Annotated in this window: 18 protein-coding genes, 2 pseudogenes and 1 riboswitch (1 of these 21 running past the window's edge); of the genes and pseudogenes, 10 read left to right on the forward strand and 10 right to left on the reverse strand. The window is 56.1% G+C overall.

Going from position 1 to position 23421, the window contains the following annotated elements:
• Positions 1 to 58 carry the 5' portion of a hypothetical protein gene (locus DPEP_RS03835; RefSeq protein ID WP_156775067.1) on the reverse strand. It extends 353 nt beyond the left edge of the window, so only the first 58 of its 411 coding nucleotides appear in the window; the start codon lies at positions 56 to 58; its stop codon lies off the left edge, out of view.
• Between the two features lie 210 nt (positions 59 to 268).
• On the opposite strand from DPEP_RS03835, the gene kduD reads away from it, so the two are divergent.
• The 8 genes and pseudogenes from kduD (at position 269) to DPEP_RS03865 (ending at position 6449) form a co-directional block, all read left to right on the forward strand.
• A complete protein-coding gene (gene kduD, locus DPEP_RS03840) occupies positions 269 to 1036 on the forward strand; it encodes a 2-dehydro-3-deoxy-D-gluconate 5-dehydrogenase KduD (protein WP_005659755.1) in 768 nt (255 codons plus the stop codon).
• 27 nt (positions 1037 to 1063) lie between these two features.
• Positions 1064 to 1828, forward strand: coding sequence for an IclR family transcriptional regulator (locus DPEP_RS03845; protein WP_005659756.1), 765 nt, complete (start codon positions 1064 to 1066; stop codon positions 1826 to 1828).
• 32 nt (positions 1829 to 1860) lie between these two features.
• Positions 1861 to 2694 (forward strand): 5-dehydro-4-deoxy-D-glucuronate isomerase, encoded by an 834-nt coding sequence (kduI, locus tag DPEP_RS03850; protein ID WP_005659758.1) that lies wholly within the window; start codon positions 1861 to 1863, stop codon positions 2692 to 2694.
• Between the two features lie 81 nt (positions 2695 to 2775).
• Positions 2776 to 3573, forward strand: a pseudogene (locus DPEP_RS03855) (TRAP transporter substrate-binding protein); the annotation flags it as partial.
• 28 nt (positions 3574 to 3601) lie between these two features.
• Entirely contained in the window at positions 3602 to 3820 is a 219-nt protein-coding gene (locus tag DPEP_RS13720) for a TRAP transporter small permease subunit (RefSeq protein WP_083797614.1), read from the forward strand.
• Positions 3811 to 5040: a TRAP transporter large permease gene (locus tag DPEP_RS03860; protein ID WP_005659761.1), complete on the forward strand. Its 1230-nt coding sequence runs from the start codon at positions 3811 to 3813 to the stop codon at positions 5038 to 5040. The genes DPEP_RS13720 and DPEP_RS03860 overlap by 10 nt, the downstream gene beginning before the upstream one ends.
• Positions 4988 to 5113: pseudogene (locus DPEP_RS13725) on the forward strand (IS256 family transposase); the annotation flags it as partial. The gene DPEP_RS03860 and the pseudogene DPEP_RS13725, both read left to right, overlap by 53 nt.
• A 160-nt stretch (positions 5114 to 5273) precedes the next feature.
• A complete protein-coding gene (locus tag DPEP_RS03865; protein WP_005659762.1) occupies positions 5274 to 6449 on the forward strand; it encodes an iron-containing alcohol dehydrogenase in 1176 nt (391 codons plus the stop codon).
• A 108-nt stretch (positions 6450 to 6557) separates the two neighbouring features.
• Here the strand turns inward: DPEP_RS03865 and DPEP_RS03870 are convergent, their stop codons facing one another.
• The 9 genes from DPEP_RS03870 to DPEP_RS03910 form a co-directional block, all read right to left on the reverse strand.
• Positions 6558 to 7925: a diguanylate cyclase gene (locus DPEP_RS03870; RefSeq protein ID WP_040382994.1), complete on the reverse strand. Its 1368-nt coding sequence runs from the start codon at positions 7923 to 7925 to the stop codon at positions 6558 to 6560.
• An 8-nt stretch (positions 7926 to 7933) separates the two neighbouring features.
• Positions 7934 to 8947, reverse strand: coding sequence for a chemotaxis-specific protein-glutamate methyltransferase CheB (gene cheB / locus DPEP_RS03875; RefSeq protein ID WP_005659767.1), 1014 nt, complete (start codon positions 8945 to 8947; stop codon positions 7934 to 7936).
• Between the two features lie 12 nt (positions 8948 to 8959).
• Complete coding sequence (locus DPEP_RS03880; RefSeq protein ID WP_005659769.1) at positions 8960 to 11113, reverse strand: hybrid sensor histidine kinase/response regulator; 2154 nt, start codon at positions 11111 to 11113, stop codon at positions 8960 to 8962.
• A gap of 24 nt (positions 11114 to 11137) precedes the next feature.
• Entirely contained in the window at positions 11138 to 12796 is a 1659-nt protein-coding gene (locus DPEP_RS12670; RefSeq protein ID WP_005659771.1) for a methyl-accepting chemotaxis protein, read from the reverse strand.
• A 17-nt stretch (positions 12797 to 12813) separates the two neighbouring features.
• A complete protein-coding gene (locus DPEP_RS03890) occupies positions 12814 to 13320 on the reverse strand; it encodes a chemotaxis protein CheW (RefSeq protein WP_005659772.1) in 507 nt (168 codons plus the stop codon).
• Between the two features lie 15 nt (positions 13321 to 13335).
• Entirely contained in the window at positions 13336 to 14688 is a 1353-nt protein-coding gene (locus tag DPEP_RS03895; RefSeq protein ID WP_005659774.1) for a CheR family methyltransferase, read from the reverse strand.
• Positions 14688 to 15092, reverse strand: coding sequence for a chemotaxis protein CheW (locus DPEP_RS03900; protein ID WP_198003026.1), 405 nt, complete (start codon positions 15090 to 15092; stop codon positions 14688 to 14690). The genes DPEP_RS03895 and DPEP_RS03900 overlap by 1 nt, the downstream gene beginning before the upstream one ends.
• A 159-nt stretch (positions 15093 to 15251) precedes the next feature.
• A complete protein-coding gene (locus tag DPEP_RS12675; protein WP_005659777.1) occupies positions 15252 to 18236 on the reverse strand; it encodes an intein-containing adenosylcobalamin-dependent ribonucleoside-diphosphate reductase in 2985 nt (994 codons plus the stop codon).
• Between the two features lie 183 nt (positions 18237 to 18419).
• Positions 18420 to 18782: a hypothetical protein gene (locus tag DPEP_RS03910; protein ID WP_005659778.1), complete on the reverse strand. Its 363-nt coding sequence runs from the start codon at positions 18780 to 18782 to the stop codon at positions 18420 to 18422.
• A gap of 136 nt (positions 18783 to 18918) precedes the next feature.
• Positions 18919 to 19081, forward strand: a riboswitch (cobalamin riboswitch).
• 49 nt (positions 19082 to 19130) lie between these two features.
• Between DPEP_RS03910 and DPEP_RS03915 the strand changes: the two genes are divergently transcribed.
• Together DPEP_RS03915 and DPEP_RS03920 are read left to right on the forward strand one after the other, a co-directional pair.
• Complete coding sequence (locus DPEP_RS03915; RefSeq protein ID WP_005659780.1) at positions 19131 to 21365, forward strand: Synerg-CTERM sorting domain-containing protein; 2235 nt, start codon at positions 19131 to 19133, stop codon at positions 21363 to 21365.
• A 62-nt stretch (positions 21366 to 21427) separates the two neighbouring features.
• Positions 21428 to 23419, forward strand: a complete 1992-nt coding sequence (locus tag DPEP_RS03920) for a TonB-dependent receptor plug domain-containing protein (RefSeq protein WP_005659781.1) — start codon at positions 21428 to 21430, stop codon at positions 23417 to 23419.
• Positions 23420 to 23421 lie beyond the last annotated feature (2 nt).

Consider the following 23421-nt stretch of genomic DNA (forward strand, 5'->3'; position numbering starts at 1 on the left):
TGACCAGCGCCGAAACGGCGGCGGTCATTATAACCGGGCCTAGAAACATCAAACTCAACACGCTCCTTCCAGATAGCGAAAAAATAGAGATCTCGGTGGAAATTCTAGCAAAAAAACGGACAGGAGACTTCCCGTCTTCGGCGAGGTGGAGCGGTAGAGCGGTGGATTTGCTCTTGCAAAGGAATAGAAACGGACTATAATGTAACTTAAACGGAACATGGATCCGCCATGCGGAATCAGAATACCAAAAAAACGAGGAGATGAGACCATGATCCTGGAAAACTTCTCCCTTTCGGGGAAAACAGCCCTGGTAACCGGAGCCAGAACCGGAATCGGTCAGGGTATAGCGGTAGGTCTGGCCCAGGCGGGGGCGGACATAGTCGGTCTGGGACACAGCGCCATGCCGGAGACAAAAGAAGCGATCGAGGCCCTTGGCAGAAAGTTCACCCTCTACGAGATGGACCTGGTCGGATCGGATAGATCCGGACTCAACGGGATGGTCGACCGCATATGGGACGAGGTCGGAGGGTTGGACGTGCTCGTCAACAACGCCGGAATAATCCGCCGGGACGACCTGCTCGATTTCGGCGAGAAGGACTGGCACGACGTCATCAACATAAACCAGAACGCTCTGTTCTTCCTTTCCCAGGCCGTCGCGAGAAAAATGGTAAAAGACGGCAGAAAGGGCAAGATCGTCAACATAGCGTCGATGCTCACCTTCCAGGGAGGCATAAGGGTACCGTCCTACACCGCCAGCAAGTCGGCGGTCGCCGGGATCACCAGGGCCATGGCCAATGAGCTTTCGCCCCAGGGCATACAGGTCAACGCCATAGCTCCGGGCTACATCAGCACCAACAACACCGCGGCCCTCAGGGCCGACGAAACCAGAAACGCCGAGATACTGGGCCGGATACCGGCTGGACGGTGGGGAACACCGGAAGACCTGGCGGGAATGGCGGTCTTTCTGGCCTCCGCCGCCTCGGACTACGTCACCGGATCGATATTCCCGGTGGACGGAGGCTGGCTATCCCGCTGAGCACATGGACAACTAGGAGGACTTTAAATGGAAAAACAGGGGATCCGGGTGCTACAAAGGCTTTTCGACATACTCTCCTACCTGTCCGAACGTAACGACTACGCCGGAATAAAAGAGATATCCGAGGGAACCGGGCTATCCAGGACCACGGTACACCGCATCCTGGGAACCTGTGAGGACAACTACGTAGTTCTGAAAGACGAAATCGGTCGCTACCGCCTGGGCCCCAGAAGTCTGGAGTGGGCTAACTCCTACCAGCTCCAGACGGGACTGGCCAAGATCGCCAGGCCCCATCTAAAGGAACTCATCCAGGACCTGAAGGAGACGGTTCACCTCTTCATCTATGAAAAGGGAGAGGCCTTCTACCTTGAAAAGATGCACAGCTACAGCCCTACCGGGATGGACTCCAGAATAGGCTCGAGGCTCGAACTCTACAGCACCTCGGCTGGCAAGGCCATACTGGCGGCCCTGCCGGAGGACGAGTTCGAACTCTACATGGAGACCACCGAGTTCCAGCCCAAGACGGAGAAAACCGAGGTGGACAAGGACCGGTTCAGATCGGAGATAGCCCAGGTCAGAGCGAGAGGCTACGGGATAGACGACCAGGAAAACGACCTGGGAGTCCGATGCATAGGGTCGGCGGTAATGGATAAATCCGGATACCCCGTCGGGGCGGTCAGCCTGACCGGCCCCATATTCAGGATAACCGACGAGAAAATAGAGCCTCTGGGAAAGAGGATTCTGGCCACTGCCAGGCTCATATCCTATCAGCTGGGCTACAGCGCCAGCTGATCTACGGAAAAGAATAAGACAGGAGGAAAAACATGAAATTGGACGTCAGACACGGGGTACACCCCCAGGACTTCAAATGCTACGACACGGACCGACTGAGGAGAGACTTCCTCATAACCGACCTGTTCGTGCCCGGAGAGATCTCCATGGTCTACAGCCACGTGGACAGAATCATCACCGGAGGGGTCTGCCCCAAGAAGCCACTCAAGCTTGAGTGCGGCAAGGAGCTGGGCGTCGGCTACTTCCTGGAGAGGCGGGAACTGGGAATCATAAACGTAGGAGGGACCGGATCGGTTACGGTTGACGGACAGACCTTCGATCTCAAGCCTCTGGACGGACTCTACCTCGGTATGGGACAGAAGGACGTCACCTTCTCCAGCGACGATCCGACAAACCCGGCCCATATGTACTTCAGTAGCGCCCCGGCCCACACCAACTACCCCAACTGCTACATCGACATAGAGAAAGCCAAGAAGGTAAAGATGGGCGAGCCGGAGAAGGCCAACGTCCGCACAATCAACCAGTACATCCATCCCGAGGTCTGCACCACCTGCCAGCTCATGATGGGGCTAACCCAGCTGGAGAGCGGGAACGTGTGGAACACCATGCCCTGCCACACCCACGACCGGAGGATGGAGGTCTACTTCTACTTCGACCTTCCCGAGGACGGCCTTGCAATGCATCTCTTCGGCGAGCCATCCGAGACGAGACACATCATGGTCCGCAACGAAGAGGCGGTAATAAACCCCAGCTGGTCGATCCACAGCGCCGCCGGGACCTCGAACTACAGTTTCATCTGGAGCATGGTCGGCGAGAACCAGGAATTCACCGACATGGATCATATACCTATGGAAGAGCTGCGTTAATAGAACCGGACGTTTCACCAATACCCATTAAGGAGGATTGTGTGATGAGAAAAGCGATAACGGTGTTGTGCACAGCTATATCCCTCCGGCCAGCTGGGAACCGAGATGGATACCCTCGAGGCGGTAAAACTCGGCTCGGTCGAGGGCTTCCGGAGCGGAGGATTCGAGGAGGCAGCGCCTCTTCTGGAGATCTACTCCATGCCGTTTTTGTTCTCCGACATGGAGGAAATCCACAAGATCACCAGGGGCCCCCTCGGCGAGGAGATCGCTAAATCGGTGGAGCCGGCGGGAATGGTCATACTCGCCACCGGCGACTCCGGACTCTTCCGGCAGATAACCAACAACGTCAGACCTATCACACAACCCTCGGACCTCAAGGGCCTCAAGATGAGGACCCCGCCGATGTCCACCATAGTCAAGACCATGGAAGCTCTGGGAGCCAACGTGGTGTCCATCCCCTTCATAGAGACCTACATGGCCCTAAAGACCGGAGTGGCCGACGGCGAGGAAAACCCCCTCACCAACATAGTCTCGATGAAGTTCTACGAGGTCCAGAAATACCTCACATTGGTGAACTACCAGTATCACGCCGAGATGTTCTACGTAAACAAGGCATGGTTCGACGGACTTGACGAGAAGGACCAGAAAATCCTGAAGAACGCTGCTAAAGAGATGATGCTGGTCAGCGACAAGATCGTGGCCGAGGACGACGCCAAGTGCATGACCTTTCTGAAGGACAAGATGGAGATCAACTCCCTCACATCCGAACAGCACCAGGCCTTCGTAGAGGCGGTTCAGCCGGTCTACGAATACTACATAGACAAGGGAATGTTCACCCAGGAGATGATCGACAGAATTCGAGAGGCAGCCGCCAAATAGAGAGACAAAGACGGCATCCGGCAGGAGAATACTGTCCATCGTTCAGATAATAGTCGTCATAGCACTTCAGCTGGTTCTCCTGAAGGTCTGCATCAACTGGATCGACAAGGTCGGCGACACACTGACCCCGGGCCTCAGGATACCCAAGAAATATATCTACTTTCTATTCCCGGTCAATCTGGTACTGGTCACCGTATTCGAGGCGGCCAGGCTGGTGGAACTTCTCAGGAGCAAATCATGGGCATAACCATCCTTCTGGGCACATTCCTGGTATTCGTCATCATAGGGATTCCCCTCTGCTACTCCCTGGGGGCCTCAGCCGCGGCCTATTTCATAATCGCAAAACCGGCCTTCATGGGCATCTTCGCCCAGAGAATCTGGTCCGGATCGTGCAGCTACGTCCTCATAGCTCTGCCCCTGTTCATACTGGCGGGAGAGCTCATGAACAGCGGAGGGATAACCAGACGAATACTGAATTTCAGCCTCTATTTGGTCAGGCCCATAAGGGGAGGACTGGGTGAGGTCAACGTAATAGCCAGCATGATCTTCGGAGGGATAACCGGATCCTCCGTGGCGGACACATCCGCCATAGGATCGGTGCTCGTACCGGAGATGGAGAGGGCGAGATACCACAAGGGATTCTCCGCCGGGGTCACAGTCGCCTCCTCCACCATGGGGATGATAATTCCTCCCAGCATACCGATGCTCCTCTACGCCATGGTATCCGGCGCCTCGGTGGGATCGCTGTTCCTGGCGGGGCTAATCCCGGGAATACTGATAGGGGTAAGCCAGATGACTCTGGTCTGGATGATATCGAAAAAGAGAGGCTACCACCCGGAACCGACGCCCTTCGACCGATCCGACTTCGTGAAAACCGCCAAGGACGGGATCCTGGCCCTGCTGATGCCGGTGATAATAGTCCTATCGGTGTCCTTGGGTATAGCCACCGCCAGCGAATCCGCCGGGGTTGCGGTGCTCTACGCTGCTCTGCTGGGATTCTTCGTCTACAGAGAACTGGAAATGGGGCAGCTCAGGGAAATCCTCAAGAAGACCGTCCTAAGCTCCAGCGCAGTGATGTTCGTGGTAGGATTCTCCACCATATACGTCTGGATACTGTCGGTGGAACAGGTCCCGGCCACTGTGGGCAGCTTTCTCCTGAACCTGGACGTAGACAGAATATGGATCCTCCTGCTGCTGGACCTGGTAATACTCCTGGTGGGAACCTTCGTCGACGTGGCTCCGGCCATACTCCTGCTGTGCCCCATTCTCCTGCCCGTGATGAGGGGGATCGGAGTGGGCGAGCTTCAGTTCGGCGCCATCATGATAACCGGCCTGGCGATAGGGCTGGTAACCCCGCCGGTGGGGATGTGCCTGAACGCCTGCAACAAGATCTGCCGAATGTCAATAACCGACCCTGATGCTGGTATCCGCCAGAGTCAGGCATGTAGCTTCCACCCAGTGGGGTAAGAGAGCCTACATGAACATGGAGCATCTCAGAGAACAGATACTGGAGCAAGAAAATAATGCCATCGTAAGCTGACACAGAAAGCCTTAAAAACCGAACATAGCCCTATATGGGCCTGCTGAGTCAAATATTAATGTGCGAAACATACTGGACAGTACCCCTTCGTGCTATACTGTTACATGGAACTCTGGTTCGTCGAACGGAACAGAATCGCAAAATAAGGAGGAATGGACCTATGAAAAATTTCGTCTACGAGAGCCCTACTAAGATAATTTTCGGAAAAGGCACCGAACTACAGGTCGGACAGGAAATCGTCGAAAAAGGGGCTAAAAAAGTACTGCTCCACTACGGTGGAGGCAGTATAAAGAAAACCGGCCTCTACGACAGGGTAGTAAAATCGCTTGAGGAAGCGGGAGTATCCTTCGTTGAACTCGGTGGGGTCGTACCCAACCCCAGGCTATCTCTGGTCTATAAGGGAATAGAGCTGTGTCGGAACGAGTCGGTGGACCTTGTCCTGGCCGTCGGAGGCGGCAGTGTCATAGACTCGGCTAAGGCCATAGCCGTAGGGGTTCCATACGAAGGCGACGTATGGGACTTCTTCGACAAGGGAATCGTGCCCGAAACAGCCCTTCCGGTGGGATGTATACTTACCATCTCCGCCACGGGCAGCGAGACCAGTGCTTCGTCGGTCATAACGAAGGAGGAGGGATGGCTTAAACACGCCTTCCGTTACGACCGCATCCGTCCGACCTTCGCCATACTCAATCCGGAACTGACCATTACCCTTCCGGCATACCAGACCGCTTCCGGAGGGACCGACATAATGGCCCATCTGATGGAGAGGTACTTTACCAACGAACCCAACGTGGACCTTACGGACAGATTGATAGAGGGAACGCTTCAGACCGTGATAAAATACCTTCCCATCGCACTGAAAGATCCGGAGAACTACGACGCCAGGGCCGAGTTGATGTGGGCCGCCACCATAGCCCACAACGGCATACTGGACACTGGACGTATAGGAGACTGGGCATCTCACAGAATAGAGCACGAGATAGGCGCAATCTACGACGTGGCCCACGGAGCCGGTCTGGCGGTGGTTTTTCCCGCTTGGATGAAGGCGGTCTACAGTCACGACGTGGCCCGTTTTGTCCGCTTCTTCCACAGGGTATGGGGTCTGGAACCCGACTTCTGGAATCCGGAGAAGACCGTTCTGGACGGAATCGCCGTCATGGAGAACTATTTCAGGAGCATAGGCATGCCGGTAACCCTGGAGGAACTCGGCGTTCCGGACGACCGGCTGGAGGAAATGGCCGAGAAGAGCAACTGGAACGGCCCGGTAGGCCAGTTCGTACCGATCACCACGGAAAAGGCGTTAGAGATACTGAAACTGTGTAGAGGTCACATCTAAAACTAACGTCCGAGTCTCCTCGGAAAGGTCGTCCCGCCTCCGAGGAGCAGAGGGCGCCCGGATCGTCGATGAGATCCGGGCGCCCTCTTTATTCTTACCCGGTCGAGATTAAGGCCGGGGAGGCTTGGAACTGTACATTTTCTTGTCCGCCTCTATCATGAGATCGGAAAGGCTGGATCCTGAACCAGACTTTCTCCTGTGTATTCCAACGCTCATGAGCATGGGATAAGGGCACCGTTCCGGATTGCGGTTCACCGACTCCAGCTTCTCGTCGATCCTCCGCTTTACGCTCTCCTCGCAATGCTGTCCGTCGTCGAGGAGGATAACGGCAAACTCGTCCCCTCCGACCCTGCCGACTATATCCGATTCCCTGAAGATATCCTCCAGGGCCTGAGCCGCCTCTTTGAGGACCTTATCGCCCTCGTCGTGGCCGAAATCGTCGTTGACCCTCTTGAAACCGTCCAGATCCGCGAAGACGCAAAGGACATCCAGCCCCCTCTCGTCGGCCATCTCGATGATCCTCTGTCCCATGGTCATAAAGCCCCTTCTGTTATAAAGACCGGTAAGGGCATCGGTGGTGGCCTCCTCCTCCAGCCTCTTTCTGAGACAGACCGTCTCGGATATATCCCTTAAGGTCGCCAGCCTCACCAGATCTCCGTCCCAGTTGGATCCGACCACCCTCATGTCCACGTAGATCTCGCCCTTCGAGGTTTTTATGGATATCTCCCAGTCGCCGTCTTCGTCCACGTCGTAGGAGAAAGGATTGCCTATCATCTCCGAGCTGGAACTCTCGAAGAGCAGCTCCGCCGCGGGATTGACGTAACGGACCAACCCGGCATCGTCCACAACCACTATACCGTCTCCGGTGGTCTCCATTATGGTCTGGAAGTTGGCCTGAACCCTCTTCACGTCGTCCAGGGCACTACGATAATCTCCGGACAACTTTTGAAGCTGACTGTTCTGCATCACAGCTGCCTCGAAGGTCGACAGAAGCAGGTCGACTATCTGTATCCTGTCGGCGGTCAGCTTGTGATATTCCCCTCCGAAAAAAACCTCGACGCTCATCTGAGCCTGTCCGGACCGTCTGAGATCCAGGTTGGTCAGTATATGCTGTAGCCTGCGAAGGAGGTGCTCGTCCTGATAGGGCTTGGTAAGAAAGTTGTCCGCTCCACATTGAAGACCCTTTATGACGTCCCCCGGATCGGATAGGGAGGTCAGTATCACCACCGGGATATCCTTAAGCTCCGGATCGTCCTTGATCTTCCGGCACATCTCGTAGCCGTCCATCTCCGGCATCATGACGTCGGTTATAACCACGGTAGGCTTCACCTTGCCTGCCATCTCCAGCCCCAAAGCTCCGTTACGGGCCACTGTAACCTCGTAACCATGAGATCTGAGCAACCTCTCGAGCCTTTTCGCTTGAGTTAAACTGTCCTCGACGATCTGGATCACGGGAACAGATTCGCTAAAAGTCATGAAAATATTCATCCTTTCCTGGCACAGAGAGATAGGGCCTTCCCGATCTCCTCGGGAGACAGCACATTGTCGGCGGCGGATAGCCTGACCGCCTCTCCGGGCATACCCCATATCACCGAGCTCTCCCTGTCTTGAGCGAAAGTGATGGCTCCGTCGTCCTTAAGATCTCTGAGTTCCCGGGCTCCGTCCATCCCCATCCCGGATAAGATCACACCGGCCGAAACGGACCGCAGAGACAAAGGAATAGATCTAAACAAAACGGAGACCGACGGCCTTACTCCGTGTTCGGAAGGTCCGTCGGATAGGTGGATTTCCCTGTCGGAGACCTCCATATGACGCCCTTCCGGAGCCAGGTATACCGTTCCGGGAGACGGCCTCTCCCCGATATTCGCTACCTTTACCTTCAAGTCGGTACAACTGGATAGCCACTGGGACATCCCCTCCAGGAAACCGGAGGCTATATGCTGCACCACGAAAACCGGGGCGGGAAAATCCCCTGGCATGACCGACAGCATCCCGGCCAAAGCCTGAGGTCCTCCTGTGGAGGCCCCTACTACCACCGCCTTTATGGATTTACAATCCACCTCGCCGAATCTATCGATACGGCATGAAAGAGGTTTTCCTACGGAGGCAAGAGAGGCGTCTTTTATAGTCCTGCGAAGCTGCTCTCCGTAGTCCTCGAAACCTCCGGGCCGATGGGACGGCTTGGGCAGAACCGCCACCGCTCCGGCCTCTATGGCCCTGAAGGTCTTTTCCACATCGTCCGGCTCTAGACAGGAGCTGACCACCACCACAGGCACCGGTTTCTCCTCCATTATCCTCTTGGTAGCCTGAAAACCCTCCATCACCGGCATCTGTATATCCATGGTTACCACGTCCACAGGGTGAGAGAGGACGAAACTCAGTGCCTGCTCACCGTTTTCGCACTGACCAGCCACCTCTATATCGGGATCCTTGACCAGCAACCGGCAGATCAGCTTTCTGAGGACTATCGAATCGTCCACCACTAAGACCCTTATCATAGGAACATCTCCTTAGAGCAACCGCCTCATGACATCCAACAACTTCGTCTGGTCGAAACTGCTCTTGACTATATAGGCGTCGGCTCCCGCCTCCACCCCTCTCTCTCTGTCCTTCCGGCTGTCCAAAGAGGTCACCAGCACCACGGGGACCTCCCCTTTCGACCCATGCGACCGTATAGCCCTGGTCAGCTCGAAACCGTTCATCCCGGGCATCTCCACGTCCGAAACCACTATATCGAAAGATTCCCTTGAGAATAGATCAAAACCCTCTCTGCCGTCTACCGCAGTTTGTACCATGTATCCCGAGGCGGTCAGTATATTCTTCAGCAAGGTTCTAGAGGTTATGGAATCCTCCACGAGCAGCACAGAAGTAGGTTTCTCCTTGGGCTCGACGGTGGTCGCGACGGTGGATTTCCTCTCGGAGGCCCTCTGAATGAGGTCTTTGACCCTCAAAACAGGAGCCACCTTTCCCGACCCCATCACGGTGGCGCCGGAGACAAAGGGAACCTTTACCAGCTGAGGACCCAGTCCCTTGAGAAGGATCTCCTGCTCCCCCACGACGGCCCCTACGGCAAAGGCAAAGGACACACCTGTACCGGAGGAGACCACCACGACAGGGAAGGCCTGGTTTTTATCGTTATCGTCCTTACCGTTTCCGGAAAGATCCAAAACCGCCCCTAATCTGGCCAGAGGATAGGTCGTCCCGTCGACGTCAACAGCTTCCCTCCCCTCGAGACTCCGAACCGAATCGGATCCGACCCTGGTCACCTTCACCACCTGAGAGGTGGGGAGCACGAAGAACCTTCCCCACTCCTCCACTACAACCCCTCTGAAGGTCGCCATAGAAAGAGGAAGCTTGATTCTGAAGGAAGTTCCCTCGCCTGACTGGGACGAAAGGGATATGCTCCCTCCCAATAGCTCCACGTTCTCCCTGACTATAGACATCCCCAGTCCCCGTCCGGATACGTCGGTGATAAGCTTGCTGGTCGAAAAACCGGAACGGAATATCAGATCCAGAACCTCGCCGTCCTCCATGGACAGAACCTGATCCTGGGAAATCAGACCGGAGATCACCGCTTTTTCCGCTATCCTATCCCGGTCCAGACCTCTACCGTCGTCGGACAGCACTATCTCGATCTGACCGCCATAGGTATAGGAAAAGGAAAGAGTCAGAGAAGCCATGGGGTTCTTGTTCGAGGCGACTCTCTCGTCGTGGTTCTCTATGCCGTGATCCAGGGCGTTCCTTATCAGATGGATGAGGGGATCCTTCATGCCCTCGAGAATCCTCTTGTCCACCTCTACGTCCCCGCCGGTCATCCGGAAATCGACGTCCTTTCCCATGTTTCTGGACAGATCCCTTACCATCTTGGGGAAAGACTGGAGAAGGGTAGAGGACGGCAGCATCACCACCGCCTTGGCATCGCTCAGAAGACGATCCAGAAGCACCCTGGCCGATCTTTCGTCCATGGAGAGAGCCTTTATGGTTTTTCTTATCTCGCCCTCCACTGCGTAAAAGAACGACCTCAGGGCCTCCATGTCCTCCTGGTGCAGGGCCTTCTTGCAATCCTCCACCAAAGACAGCAGCTCCAGCCCCTCCTTTATCCTCTGGTCCATCGCTAGGTTGACCGAGATCATCTCCTCCGCCTGGAGAAGCAGCGAATCCACCTTCGACGACTTAACCCTCACTGTGTCCCCTATCGTTCCCTTCGGCTGCTCCTCCGACGGAGGCGAAGCCTTCTCCTCCGTCGGCATGGGAGAATCTATCTCTTTGGGAGAACCGCCCTTCAGATCGTCCATGGACTTGGCAAGAGCCCTGGCCTCCCGGTCGTCCCCGTCGGGATCCTCTATCAGGACGGATAGACAGTCCACTGACTTCTGAAGTAGATCGTAGTCCTTTTTTTCCAGAAAGAGGCTTCCTTCCTTGACCCTGGAGAAAACCCCCTCCATAGACTGACACAAAGACGCCACCTTGGACATCTCGACCGCGTGGGCCGCCCCCTTCAGGCTATGGGCCGCCCTGTATACCGACTCGACGACTTTTTCCCCGGGGACCTCGGATCGCTCCAGATCCAGAAGCCCCGACGTTATTGTCTGAATATGTTCCTGAGCCTCCAGGAGAAAGTCCTGCCGCAGCTCCTGAAGAAACTCCAGATCGGAGGGATTCAACTTCGACTCTCCGTATTCAAGAGACTAGACCTGGTATCGGTCGATCAGCTTCGAAAGGGTCTGCCCCATATCCCTAAGCCCCTTAGCCGAACTCTCGACATCCTTCATACCGGCCAGGTTCTGAATTCCCGCTTCCTTGACGTTCTCCATGGCTATCAGCACCTGATCCACGCCGTCGAGAAGCTCGTTGTTCGACCTGGCTATGACCGTAGCGGCCTGGGCCATCTCCCCGAAACCCTTGGTGATTTCCTGGATAGAGGCCCTGGATGGAACGGCGTCTTTTCCTCCCTCCTCCACCGCCTTGGCTCCCTGTTCCGTCGCCATCACGGCGGCATCGGTAGCCTTCTGGATATCCCTGAGGATCTTCTGAACCTCCTTGGCCGACTGCTTGGACTGCTCCGCCAGGGCTTTTATTTCCTGGGCCACCACGGCGAAACCCCTGCCTTCCTCTCCGGCCTTGGCGGCCTCCACCGCAGCGTTCACCGCCAAAAGGTTGGACTGTTCCGCCAGGTCCTCCACCGTTCCGGTGATCTCGCCGATCTCCTGGCTCTGCTCGCTCAGACGCACTATGGTCTTGGCGATGGAGTTCATCTGATCCCCTATTTTCTTCAGGCCGCTCAGTAGTTTTTCGGTGGCGTCTTTCCCCTTTTTAACCACCTCTATGCCATTTCTGGCACTCTCAGCCACGTCGGTACTCTTTTTATCGGTCAGCGCCGCGGTGGACCGAACCTCTTCCATGGTGGCGGTGGTCTCTACCACCGCAGTGGAGGTCTCCTCGGCACTGGCAGTCACCTGAGAGACAGCGGCGGATATCTGATAGGCCGAGGCCGAGAGTGAAGTGGAAACCTCCGCCATGGCCAGTATCTGCCGTCTCATATCCTCCGTGAGAGCCTGTATGGACCGGGCAAGCTCGCCGACCTCGTCCTCCCTTTCGAGAAACTCCTTCGGCACATCCTCCCGAAGGTCTCCGTTCTTAAGCCTGACGAGAAGAGCCACCCCCTCGGCGATGGGATGTGCTACGGACGAAATTATGCCGTATGCCAGCATAAATCCAAAGAACCCTCCGAGGACAACGGCGACGAGGCTGACGGTAGAGAGCTGATGGCCCAGATTCTGCTCCGAGGCCACCTCGAGGTCTATTTCCTCGTTTATATCCGAGGCCAGACCATCCAACAGCTCTCCTAGGGAATCGGAGGTGGAGATAATCGACAGCACCGCCGAGCCATACTTTTCGTAGAGGGCCTTTCTCTGATCGGAGGTATCGTTCAATATGGAGGCGATGATACGGTCGAGCTCGACATGGGCGGCCCGCCACTGTCTATATACCTCCCCCACCTTCTCCTTGGTAGCCTCGTCCACCCCTAGCCCCGCCGAAAGGGATATCAGGTCGCTCCATAGCCGGTCCATCCTGGAGAACAGATCCCTCCTCCTGCTGGCTATGCCGTTCAGCTCCCGGAGGTCCATGCCCTCTCGCACCGAAACGCTCTCCACCCTTAAGACCATCCTGTAAAACTCCAGATCCTTCAAAATCCTTATAGCAGGAATCTTGCTATCCTTTATCTCCTCCATGGTGTCGGATAGGCGGGATATGCCGTAAAACCCCAATCCACCTAGGGCAAGGGCTATGGCCACCATCGCTCCGACCCCCCAAAGAGCCTTGTCCCTTATCTTAAGTTTTCTCATAATAAAGCCCTCCTACACTACAGGTCTCCGTCTACGGACAACTTCTTATCGAAAAGTATCTTAGCCCCGTTCAACACTATAACGTCTCCGGATATCCCCGATATATAGTCCATAGCACCGGAGGAACTCGGTATGGGAGGAATCATAGAGTCGGACGGCACGGTCATGACGTCCACAGGAGATCCCACCAGAAGGCCCATCTCCATCGAGTCGAAACTCAGCACCAGGACGAAACGGTCTAAATCGACCTCGCTCGGAACGTCCAGAATAAGGGCCAGGTCGTTTACCGATATTATCCGTCCCCTCAGGTTAACCACCCCGACTATGAAGTCGGGAACTCCGGGCAACTCGGCTATATCCTTGACCGGAAAAACCTCTCCGACCCAATCGGAGGAGACACCGTAGGTCTCCCGTCCCAACCTGAAGGTTATCAGCTTGTACGACGTCTCCGTCGAGGAGGTCCCCCTTCTCGACGCCAAAACCTGAGCCCTGCTTTTGAGGACCGCTGACACGTCCCTTCTCATATCACTCACCTCGCATCACAGATCCTTCAAAGCCGCCAGCAGATCTCCCACCGTGGCACCCTCGCCGTAGGGAACGGCCTCGTCCTCCGCCATCTGCAGCAGAAGCTCCTCTACGTTTCTGATGTGCCTGGCCCTATCCCTATCGTTCGACTGGGACACCGCTATTCCCAGAAGGGCGAAATGGGCCATCACGAAAGACGGCTGGAGAAAAAGGGCCTTCCTGAGGCAATCCTTGGCGGAATCGAGCTCTCCTCTGTCCTGATATATCACCGACATCAGATAGTGGACATAGGGGTCGGTGGAGTTCTCCGATGAAAGACAGAGTTCCAGTGCCTCATCCGACATTCCCCTATCCGCCAAAGACCGAATCAGATCGCCGTCACAGGACGGGACAGCCTCGATCTCCGGCTCTATCTCCGGCTCCGTTTCCGACTCGAGATCAAACCACACATCGGAAACAGCCTCGACCTCCGGCTCGATTTCCGATACGGCCGAATCCAGAAGATAGCGCTCAGGAGGGACAGAAGGCTCCTCCTCGACCGTGAAAAAGGTCTGTTCCCCTACTCTGACCGGGTGAAAGGGAGATCCGTCCAATATGGGAGTCTCGCAGGCCGCCACGACCAGCCATCCGTCCGGTGAAAGGGCCTTCCTGAAGCTATGAAGGACCTTCTTTCTGTTGGCCTCGTCGAAATACATCATCACGTTACGGCAGAATATGACATCCATTTTGTCCTCCCGCCGCAGAGGACTCGAGGAAACCAGGTTGGCCGACTCGAAGGACACTCTGGACCTATAACGATCTTTAACCTTGAAACGGTCGTCTCCGACAATATCGAAATATCGCGATATCTCGATATCGCTCATCCCTCGAAAGGACCAGCGACCATACATACCCTGACGAGCTTTTTTCAAGCTACTTTCGTTGAGATCCGTTCCGTAAACCCTGAAACCTCCCGCCAGTCCCAAAATGGAATGATCCATTATCATGGCCAGTGTATAGGGCTCCTCTCCGGTGCTGCATCCGGCGGACCAGACGTTAATCGGCCTCTTAGCCCTGGAGGCCAGACGGGGAACGATCTCCCGACCAAAGGCATCGAGAGCCTTTCTATCCCGAAAGAAAAACGTCTCACCCACCGTTATGTGAGGCGAGATCATGTCCATAAAGGCCTTGTCCGACCTCTTCCGAATCAGACGAAAAACCTCCTCCGGTGTCTCCCCCAGTTTGCGAGAGAGCTCCCCGATCAAGGAGGCCGCCTTATCCCTAGCCTTTATTTCGTCCCACCCCATGACCAGTCCGAACCTGCGGGATAAAAGGGAAACCACCGTATCCAGATCGGGATCGGACAACCGACCGAAAGCTTCGGACATTATCGGGCGACCCTCTCTGCCAGGTCCATTATCTCCTCGGAGGACACCACCGACAGGGCAAAAATATCGTCGTCGAAGACCATGGAGGCCATCCGCTCCGACCCCGGCAGCTCGACGGGATCCTCCGAAAGGGAGACCACGTCGTCCACCCCGTCGACCCACAGGGCTACGGATTTGTCCTTCCAGGTAATCAGTATGAAACGATGGTCCAGCCCCATTTCGACCTGGGGCTCTCGATAGACACGGCGAAGATCGTAGAGAGGCACCCCTTCGCCCTCGACGTTGATCATCCCGGCCACCACCGGGTGGGGTTCGTTCAAAGGGGATACGGCCACCGCCGGAACTATTCTATCCACCTCGTGCACGGGGAGTGCCAAAACCCTGGCCCCCACGTAAAATTTCAAAAAACACCCCATATCGACACCCCCCCTAAAAAGACATAAAACTAAAATAAGTATAGCACCCAAACAGACCGAAATCGCCTAGGCAGAACCGGTTTAGCCGACACTAAAAAAAGAGGCCCCGGCTTTGCCGGGGCCTCTGTCTCTTCGTCTTTCCGTCCTCTACTTACAGGGCGAGTAGCCGCAGCTGAAACAGTACTCGCAGCCGCCTACCATCTCCATGGGAGAGCCGCACTCGGGACACTTGGGAACATCCTTTATCGTTTCTCCGCCCAGTCCGGAAAGCTTCTCCATGAGGATGGCTATACCGTCCGGGATCGAACGGACGACCCTGTCGTCGTCGCACTCGAAAAGCCAGTACTCCTTGCCGGAAATACCCCTCAAGGTGGAGATGAAATCCTCCAGCCTGCCGCCGCTGCGCAAACCTATGGAGATCACCCGGGACAGGGCCTCGGTCATGCTCTTCATCTCCGAACCGCTCTTGCCCAGAGACGCGAAGACCTCGAAGGGATCGTCGCCGTCGTAGTTTATGGTCACGTACATGCTGCCCCAGGGGGTCACGTCCTTTATCGTCTTGCCGAAAACGATGCTGCCCGGACGCTCCTTCACCTTGGAACTGAGGTGCCGCTTCTCCGGCTCGTCGGACTTCTTGGCCTCTATGGGCTGATCCGACCGGGAACCGTCGCGATATATGGTGATACCCTTGCATCCCATGCGGTAACAGTCCTCGTAGACCCGCCTGACATCGTCCACCGTCGCCTCCGATGGCAGGTTCACCGTCTTGCTGATACCGCTGTCCACCACGGCGGCGAAGATCCCGGTAACCTCCACGTGGGAATCGGTGCCTATGTCGTAGGCGGTGACGAAACGGGGGTCGGAGATCCCGCCGGTGCGGCGGAACTCGTCTTTATGCTCCGCCGTCATCAGACGGTGGAAATATTCCCTCGTCTCGTAGCCTCCGTCCCCGGTGGAGGACATCACCTTTCTGCTCCAGCTCCAGGCGAAATTGGGCTCTATACCGGGGCTGGCGTCCAGCAACATCGAAATGGACCCGGTCGGAGCCACGCTGAGACGACGGCTGTTTCTCATCCTGCCGGAGAAAAGGGCCTCCAGCACCTCTCGGACCAGCCCCATCCCGTCGCCTTTGTGAACCGAGGCGGCGCTCAAGAGGGCCTCCAGGGTGTTCACCAGAGTATAGGGAACCGTGTCGGTCCGCCTCATACGCTCCAGCAGCTCCCTGAAACCGCCCTCGTCCATCCGCTCGAGCCAACGATCCACCGCATCGGGCAACCCGGCCTCGCAGCGGAAGCTCTCCATGAGCTCCGACACCAGCCGATGCTCCGGGAAGGGATCCTTTCCCTCCTCAGACACTATCCTGACCGTGGCGGCCAGGGCTGCCGAGGCCATGGTTCCTCCCAAAGAACGGCAGAACCGGTTGAAGCTCTCCGAACCGTAGGAGATCCCGAGCATTATGGCGGCGTCGGCAAGCCCCATCAGGCCGAGCCCTACGGGACGTATCATCTTCGTGCGATCGGCGATCCGCTCCAACGGATAGGACGTGGCGTCTATAACCAGATCGAGATAGTAGACCGACCGAAACACCTGGTCCACGAAGGAATCCATGTCGAAGACCGCCTCTCCGCTGGACTCGCTGGACACGAAAGCCTCCAGGTTAACCGATCCCAGGTTGCAGCTGGTGTAATTAGGCAACGGCTGCTCGCCGCAGTTATGGACGTAAAGCCCGTTGGCGTCGAAGGCGTTTACCCCCGGCACCTGAACGTCGAAAACCGCCTCCTCCCCGCAAGGAACCAGGGAATCGAACATCGCTTTCGATATCTTTTCTTCGCCGGAATGATCGTGAAGCCTCAAAATACTTCCCTCGGAAAGCTCTCCCGCAGGAATCCAGCTCCATTCTCCATCAACATCGACCATAACCTTATGATCGGCGGTTAGTTTTAGGGAATGTCCTTCCTTGGTCTTCAGCTCGAAGACGGGCTTTACGCCTGTGGAGAAAAAGCCCTCCGTTTCGTGACCCTTGCCGTCCACCAGCAGAGTCGTCGGCCTTCCGACCAGATCCACCGCCTGCTTGGGCCCCTCGTCGGTCATAACCCAGGTATCTCCGGTAACGCACGGGTTGGTGGACTCTATGCGCCATTGGGGGGCTTTCTTCAGTATGTTGTCCACGTTGGCCCTGTCGCCGAAGAACACGCCTGGGTCCCCTCTACGCCAGGCGTTGCGACACAGCTTATTCCACAGATCGGCGGCCTTCACCGTCTTGGCGACGGAACCGTCCGCCCTGGAGCGGAGGTGAAAATCCCCTCCCTGGGCTGCCTTGGTCAGAAGCTCATCCGAGACGGAAACGGAAATGTTGAAATAGGGCAGCTTGCCGTCCTCCACCTTGGCGTCCATGAAACGCTCCACGTCGGGATGATCGTCGTAAAGCATCCCCATCAAAGCGGCCCTGCGGCGTCCTCCCTGGACCACCACGGACCCCATGGTGTTCCAGGTCTCCATGAAGGAAACCGGACCGCTGGCCTTGCCGCCGGTGCCTCCCTTTATATCCGAGCCGAACTCCCTCAGATTGCCGAAATTGCCGCCGACCCCTCCGCCGTACTTGCTTATGACGGCGGCGTCCTTTACCGAATCGAAAATCCCCTCAATGCTGTCCTCCACGGAGATAACGAAACAGGCGAAAAGCTGCTGGCTCTCCGTCTTGCCGTCTCTCACCGCCACGTAATCCGAATAGGACATATCGTCGGGCGACCGGTAGATCAGCTCCGACATGGCCGGATCCACGGTCATACCGGCACCGGCACCGAAAAGGCAGGGAGAGTTGAACAGAAAACGACGGTTCAATATATCGGAGAAAAGATTCTTCTCTAGAACCCTGATCCAGTTCAGATCGTCCTCACCCACGTATAAAGTCTCCACCGAGGCTATGACACGAGACACCCTTCGGGCGAACTCCTCGAAGGACGCCTCCTTTCGAACCTTCCCCTCCGCCCGGTCGTAGCGGCTCAGAAGATACCTCTGATCCAGCAGCCAGGCGGCGTTCTCCGACTGCCTCGGGATAAGGGGATTCTCCAACATGTTAACGTCGACGGACGGATCGAAACGGTCCCTGTAGCGCCTATCCTCTTTGGTCATGACACATCCTCCATATCCTTAATACATCATAATTAGAGTATAAAAACGAAAAATACCCCTACATATAGGGGCATAGACGACTTAGCATCCTCATTATACTTCAAAAAAGGCGAGAGGCCCGATATATTGACCGAGCCTCCCGCAAAAGAATCGCAACCACTAAAAACCGGTCGCTACGACCAACTACCTCCGGATCAAAGGCAGAGCTCCCAGCAACAGCAACAGAGCGCTCACAGGGGTAACTCCGACGGAACATCCGCCACCGCCGCCGGAAGAAGACTGAAGATCTCCCTCGGAGGTCGTGCCCCCTACCACGAAGACATTGCCCTTTGGAAAGGCGATATCGTTAGACTCGTTGTCGAACGACACCAGAAAATCTCTCCACGCCGACTCCACATCTCCGGAAATCGTAACCTCCACATCGTCTACCTGTATAATCAGTCGAGAGGCTTCTGCCTTATCGGAAACGAAAGAGACGGAAAGAAGAAAAAACGCGCAGAGCAGAAACAGAACTTTAAATATTCGGGAACAATATGATTTTGACACAAAAAAACCTCCTCGACCGCCACAGTGTCGGCAGGTTCATCGCCTGTGGATCAGTATATCACCATCTAAACCGATCTTCCTTCCTCACCCTTTACCTATCGGGGCACATATCGTAAAATCCAACTACAAAATTGAAACAATCAGCGATACCCCTGGAGCAGGAAGCCGGTGAAAAACCGGCACAGCCCCGCTACGGTAAGGCCGACGAAGAGGACACTATGCCACTGACCGAAAGGTCGGGAAGGCGTTCTCCGAGGAAGAAGCCGAGTCCGGACACTCTCCAGCCAGGTTCGAACCGTTCGTCTCTTCGAGGGAAGGGACGGCCATTTTTGTTGAGGAGGTAAAAGTATGAAAACCGTCATCCGCTCTGTATCGTCTCTACTGACGGCAATAACCCTGATCCTCCTGTCCCTCTCCCCGGGATGGGCCGACCCCATGCTTCTCTACGTCACCAGCGACTTCCACACCGGAACCTTCGGGTCGGTGGACTCCATCAAGGGAACAGTAACCGCCACGCCCAACCGGAGAGTGAACCTGAACGGCGACCCAAAGGTGTTCACCTACAGCCACGACGGCTCCCCCTACGTATGGATCGCCAACGGAAGCAGCTGGGGAACCGACCAGGACCTGGACCAAGTGTACGTATATCCCCTGGGATCCTACGACGACGCCAGCCGGATCTTCGCAGGCAACAAAGGCACCAACGTCTACGACCTGGCATCCCACAACGGCAGGGTCTACCTGGCCAACTACGCCAACCTCAGCATGTCGGTCTATCAGGGAGACGACCTCTCCAGATTAGACTCTCTATATCTGGACTTCTCAACCATACTTTCACTTCCCAAATACGTTCCGAACTACGTAGCGGGCTACTTCAACGCCATGAAAATCGTCGACGGCTATATATACGCCCTTTTCATGTGCTCCGACAGCCCCTCGGACTACTACGGCAACGACGGCCCGGGCGTACTCCTCAAAATAGATCCTCAGGACAGCTCGGTGCAGGCCTACGCCAAGGTCGGCAAAAACGCCAAGCACCTCAGCCACTATAACGGAGCCATCTACGTCACCTGCTTCGGCGGCTCCATGGGCTACGGCAACGTCGCCCCCACAAACGAAACCAGAATAGACAAAGTAGACATAACCTCCGACTCGGAGGAAATGCCGGTAACCACCTTCCTGAGCAAAGACGCCATAACTAAAGGGGTGGGCGAACACTACGCCTTCGAAAACTTCATGGTGGACGACGGAGGCACAGCCTACTTCATAGCCTACCTCAACGACGGAAGCTGGCCCTCGGTCAACAAACTCTGCAAGATCGACATGGCCAAGCCCTCCGAAATGCAGACGGTCTACACCGGCCCCTGGATGAACGCATCCGCCATGGACAGGGAGAGAGACATCATGTGGATATCCTGCCGGGGAACCGGAGAGGGAGACAGCTACATAAAGGGATTCGACCTCAAAGGCGACCAGATAGCCTCCTTCGACGGATCCGACCTGGGCAACATGCCCTACTCCCTGGCGATCGTTCCCATCTCGGCTGGAGGAACCGCACCTGCCAAGGCCTCCATACTGTCTCCCGCCGATGGAGCGACAGTCTCGGCCGACGCCGTAACCTTCAAATGGTACTCGCCCGACGGAAGCGACGGCAAGAAATACTCGATCCACCTCGGAACCGCCGCCGACGAGCTCTATCCCGTTCTGGTGAACTCGGCCAAAACCGAGATAGATCCCGGCACGGTAAACCTCCTCTCCGGCAAAACCTACAGCTGGAGAGTTGACGTAACGGCAAACGACGAAACCACCAAGGGCGACGTATTCAGCTTCAAGACCGTTTCCGAAGCCTACGTAGTATCGCCCGACATGGGAGTAGCCTTCCTGGAGGACTCCATAAGCACCGACATCGTCAGCTACGACAGGGCCGAACTGGAGCAAAAGGACATCACGATACAGGTCGCCTCGGCGGACGTTCCTCTGGCCGGATCGAACGAAACCTATTTCAGAGACGAATCTCGCAAGATAGAGATAACCCTCTCCGACGACACAGGCATCTACAGAACCCCCACCATGGAGGTATGCCTGTCGGTGGACCTGCAGACCAAGGCAGCGGACACCTACGAAGAGATCAAAGACGAAATCGCAGGAGGATCGGGAACGCTGGTCAAGGCCGTATTGACAAGAATGGCCTTCTACAAGCAAATCCAGGGAACCACCTACGACCTGGCAGCCCTGGCTAAGAAACAGGACTCGGCCGACTACGACAAATACTTCTCCGTGGAGCTGAAAGGCGGCATCCTGTCCATCACCACGAGGATAGTGCTCACCAACGCCGACGGAGGATCGAACGTCGTATCGACCAAGGAATCGGGAACCGAAAGATTCTTACTCGTCCACTGCGACAGCAAAACGGAGAGCGGGAAAACCGTCTTGATAGACCCGCTCTGGCTGGGCATAAAGGACACCTCCTCGGACGACCCCGGTAAAACCGGCGTATCCGGAGGAGGCTGCAACGCCGTCGGCTTCTCCGGCGGAACTCTGAGCCTTCTACTGCCCCTTCTGATACTGCTGAAGAAACGCTAGAAAGGTACCGCTGAAAAAGGGAGGGCGAAGACATCGCCCTCCCTTCACATAGGGAGGACCACATGAAAATCGGAAAGAAAACGAAAAGGGGAACCCTGGCCGCCCTGACCATAGCGACAGCCACAGCCATGACCGTCCCCTCCTGGGCCACGGAGACAACCGTATCTCCCGTCGTCGTCACAGCCTCAACCCTCATGGAGGACCAGGAAAAATCCGCCGGCTCCGTCACGGTCATAAAACCGGAAAAGACCAAGGGAGAGTTCAAAACCCTGCCGGACCTGCTGGAACAATCGGCGGGAATACACGTCATAGAGGCCAAGGGAAGAGGAGGCTACTCGGTAGCGTCGGTAAGGGGAAGCACCGCCGCCCAGGTAGCGGTCTACGTGGACGACATACTGGTAAACCTGGGAAGCGAATCGGCGGTGGACCTGTCGGCCATACCGGTGGAAAACGTCGAAACAGTGGAGATCTACCGGGGCTACATTCCGCCTAAATTCGGCGTAGCCGGAATGGGTGCGGTCATAAGCATAACCACGAAAAGGCCGGAAAAAGGACAGGGATCGGTAACGGCAGGGGGGGGATCCTTCGGAGAAAGACGACTCAGCGGCAACTACGCCACCCCGGTAGGAGAGGGCAAACTCTCCATGGCATTCGAGCTGGGAACCGCCGACGGAGACTTTCCCTACACGAACCGCCCCGTTCCGGGCAACCCGTCATTGAACTACGACACCTACAGGACCAACAACGGATGGGACGACAGAAGCCTTGCCCTCCGCTGGGAAAACTCCGACTGGGACCTGGGCTACTCCTACAAAAACAGAGACAGAGACATACCAATGCCGGCCCCGGGATACGACAGCACATCGACCAAAATAGCCAGAACCGACCAGACCACCACAAGGCAGGACCTTTTTCTGGGCAAAAACCAGGGAGACTGGGAATGGCGGATCTCCTATGGAACCCAGGACAAAACCTTCAGGGACCCCGACGGCGACCTCGACTCGATCGTACCGGGCAACCACCGCACCGAATACGACACGGAAAGACTGAACGCCGACCTGAACGGATCGTTCCTGGCGGGAGAAAGACACTTCTTCGAATGGGCCGCCCGATGGGGACAGGAAACCCTGGACATATCGGAAGACGAAAACTACTTTCGGATAAACAAAGACCTGAAAAAATACCACTACAGCCAGCACTCCGCCTCTGCCACCCTGCAGGACACGATAATTCTGGACGAAATGGGAAACCTCCTACTGATACCTATGGTGAGATGGAACTACCAGGACGACGAGGACCACACATCGTGGAGCCTGGGGCTGAACTGGAAACCCGGAGACGACTGGCTGATCAAGGCGACCTACGGCAGATACAACAGAGCCCCGAACATGTACGAAAAATACGGCGACGGAGTCGGCATAGCTCCCAACACCGACCTGGAATGGGAAGAGGGAACCCACTACGACCTGGGGATACACAAAACCTGGGAAGGGGAAACCTGGAGCGGCAGAACCGGCCTGACGGCCTTCGTCCTGGACACGGAAAACCTCATAGAGTTCATACAGCTCAACCAACGATACAGCATGTATCGCAACATAGGAAAGGGACACGTCGAAGGGCTTGAGCTGGAAAGCGCATTCGACTGGGGAAGATGGAGACTAAACCTGGCCTGCACCTGGATGGACGGAGAAAACCGCTCCGCCGGAGTCAAAAACGGCAAAAAGCTGAGAAACCGTCCGGAGCTGGCCTGGTTCGCCAGACTCACCCACGACCTTAGCGAAAAAACACAGATCTTCGGCGAATACACCTTCACCGGAGACAACTACTACAGCGACGACGACACGGCGATCTACGACGACCTATCCATAGTCAACGCCGGAGTGAGATACAGACTGAACGACGACAGCCTTCTGGTCTTCGGGGTGGACGACGTCTTCGACGAAGGCCCGGAACGGATGATAGTTCCCGCCCCGGGCTACTACGGCAACGAGAGGCAGCCCTGGTATCCCCTTCAGGGACGGACCTTCCACCTCTCATACTCTCTCAAATTCTGAAA

This window comes from Dethiosulfovibrio peptidovorans DSM 11002 (assembly GCF_000172975.1).
Taxonomy (GTDB): domain Bacteria; phylum Synergistota; class Synergistia; order Synergistales; family Dethiosulfovibrionaceae; genus Dethiosulfovibrio; species Dethiosulfovibrio peptidovorans.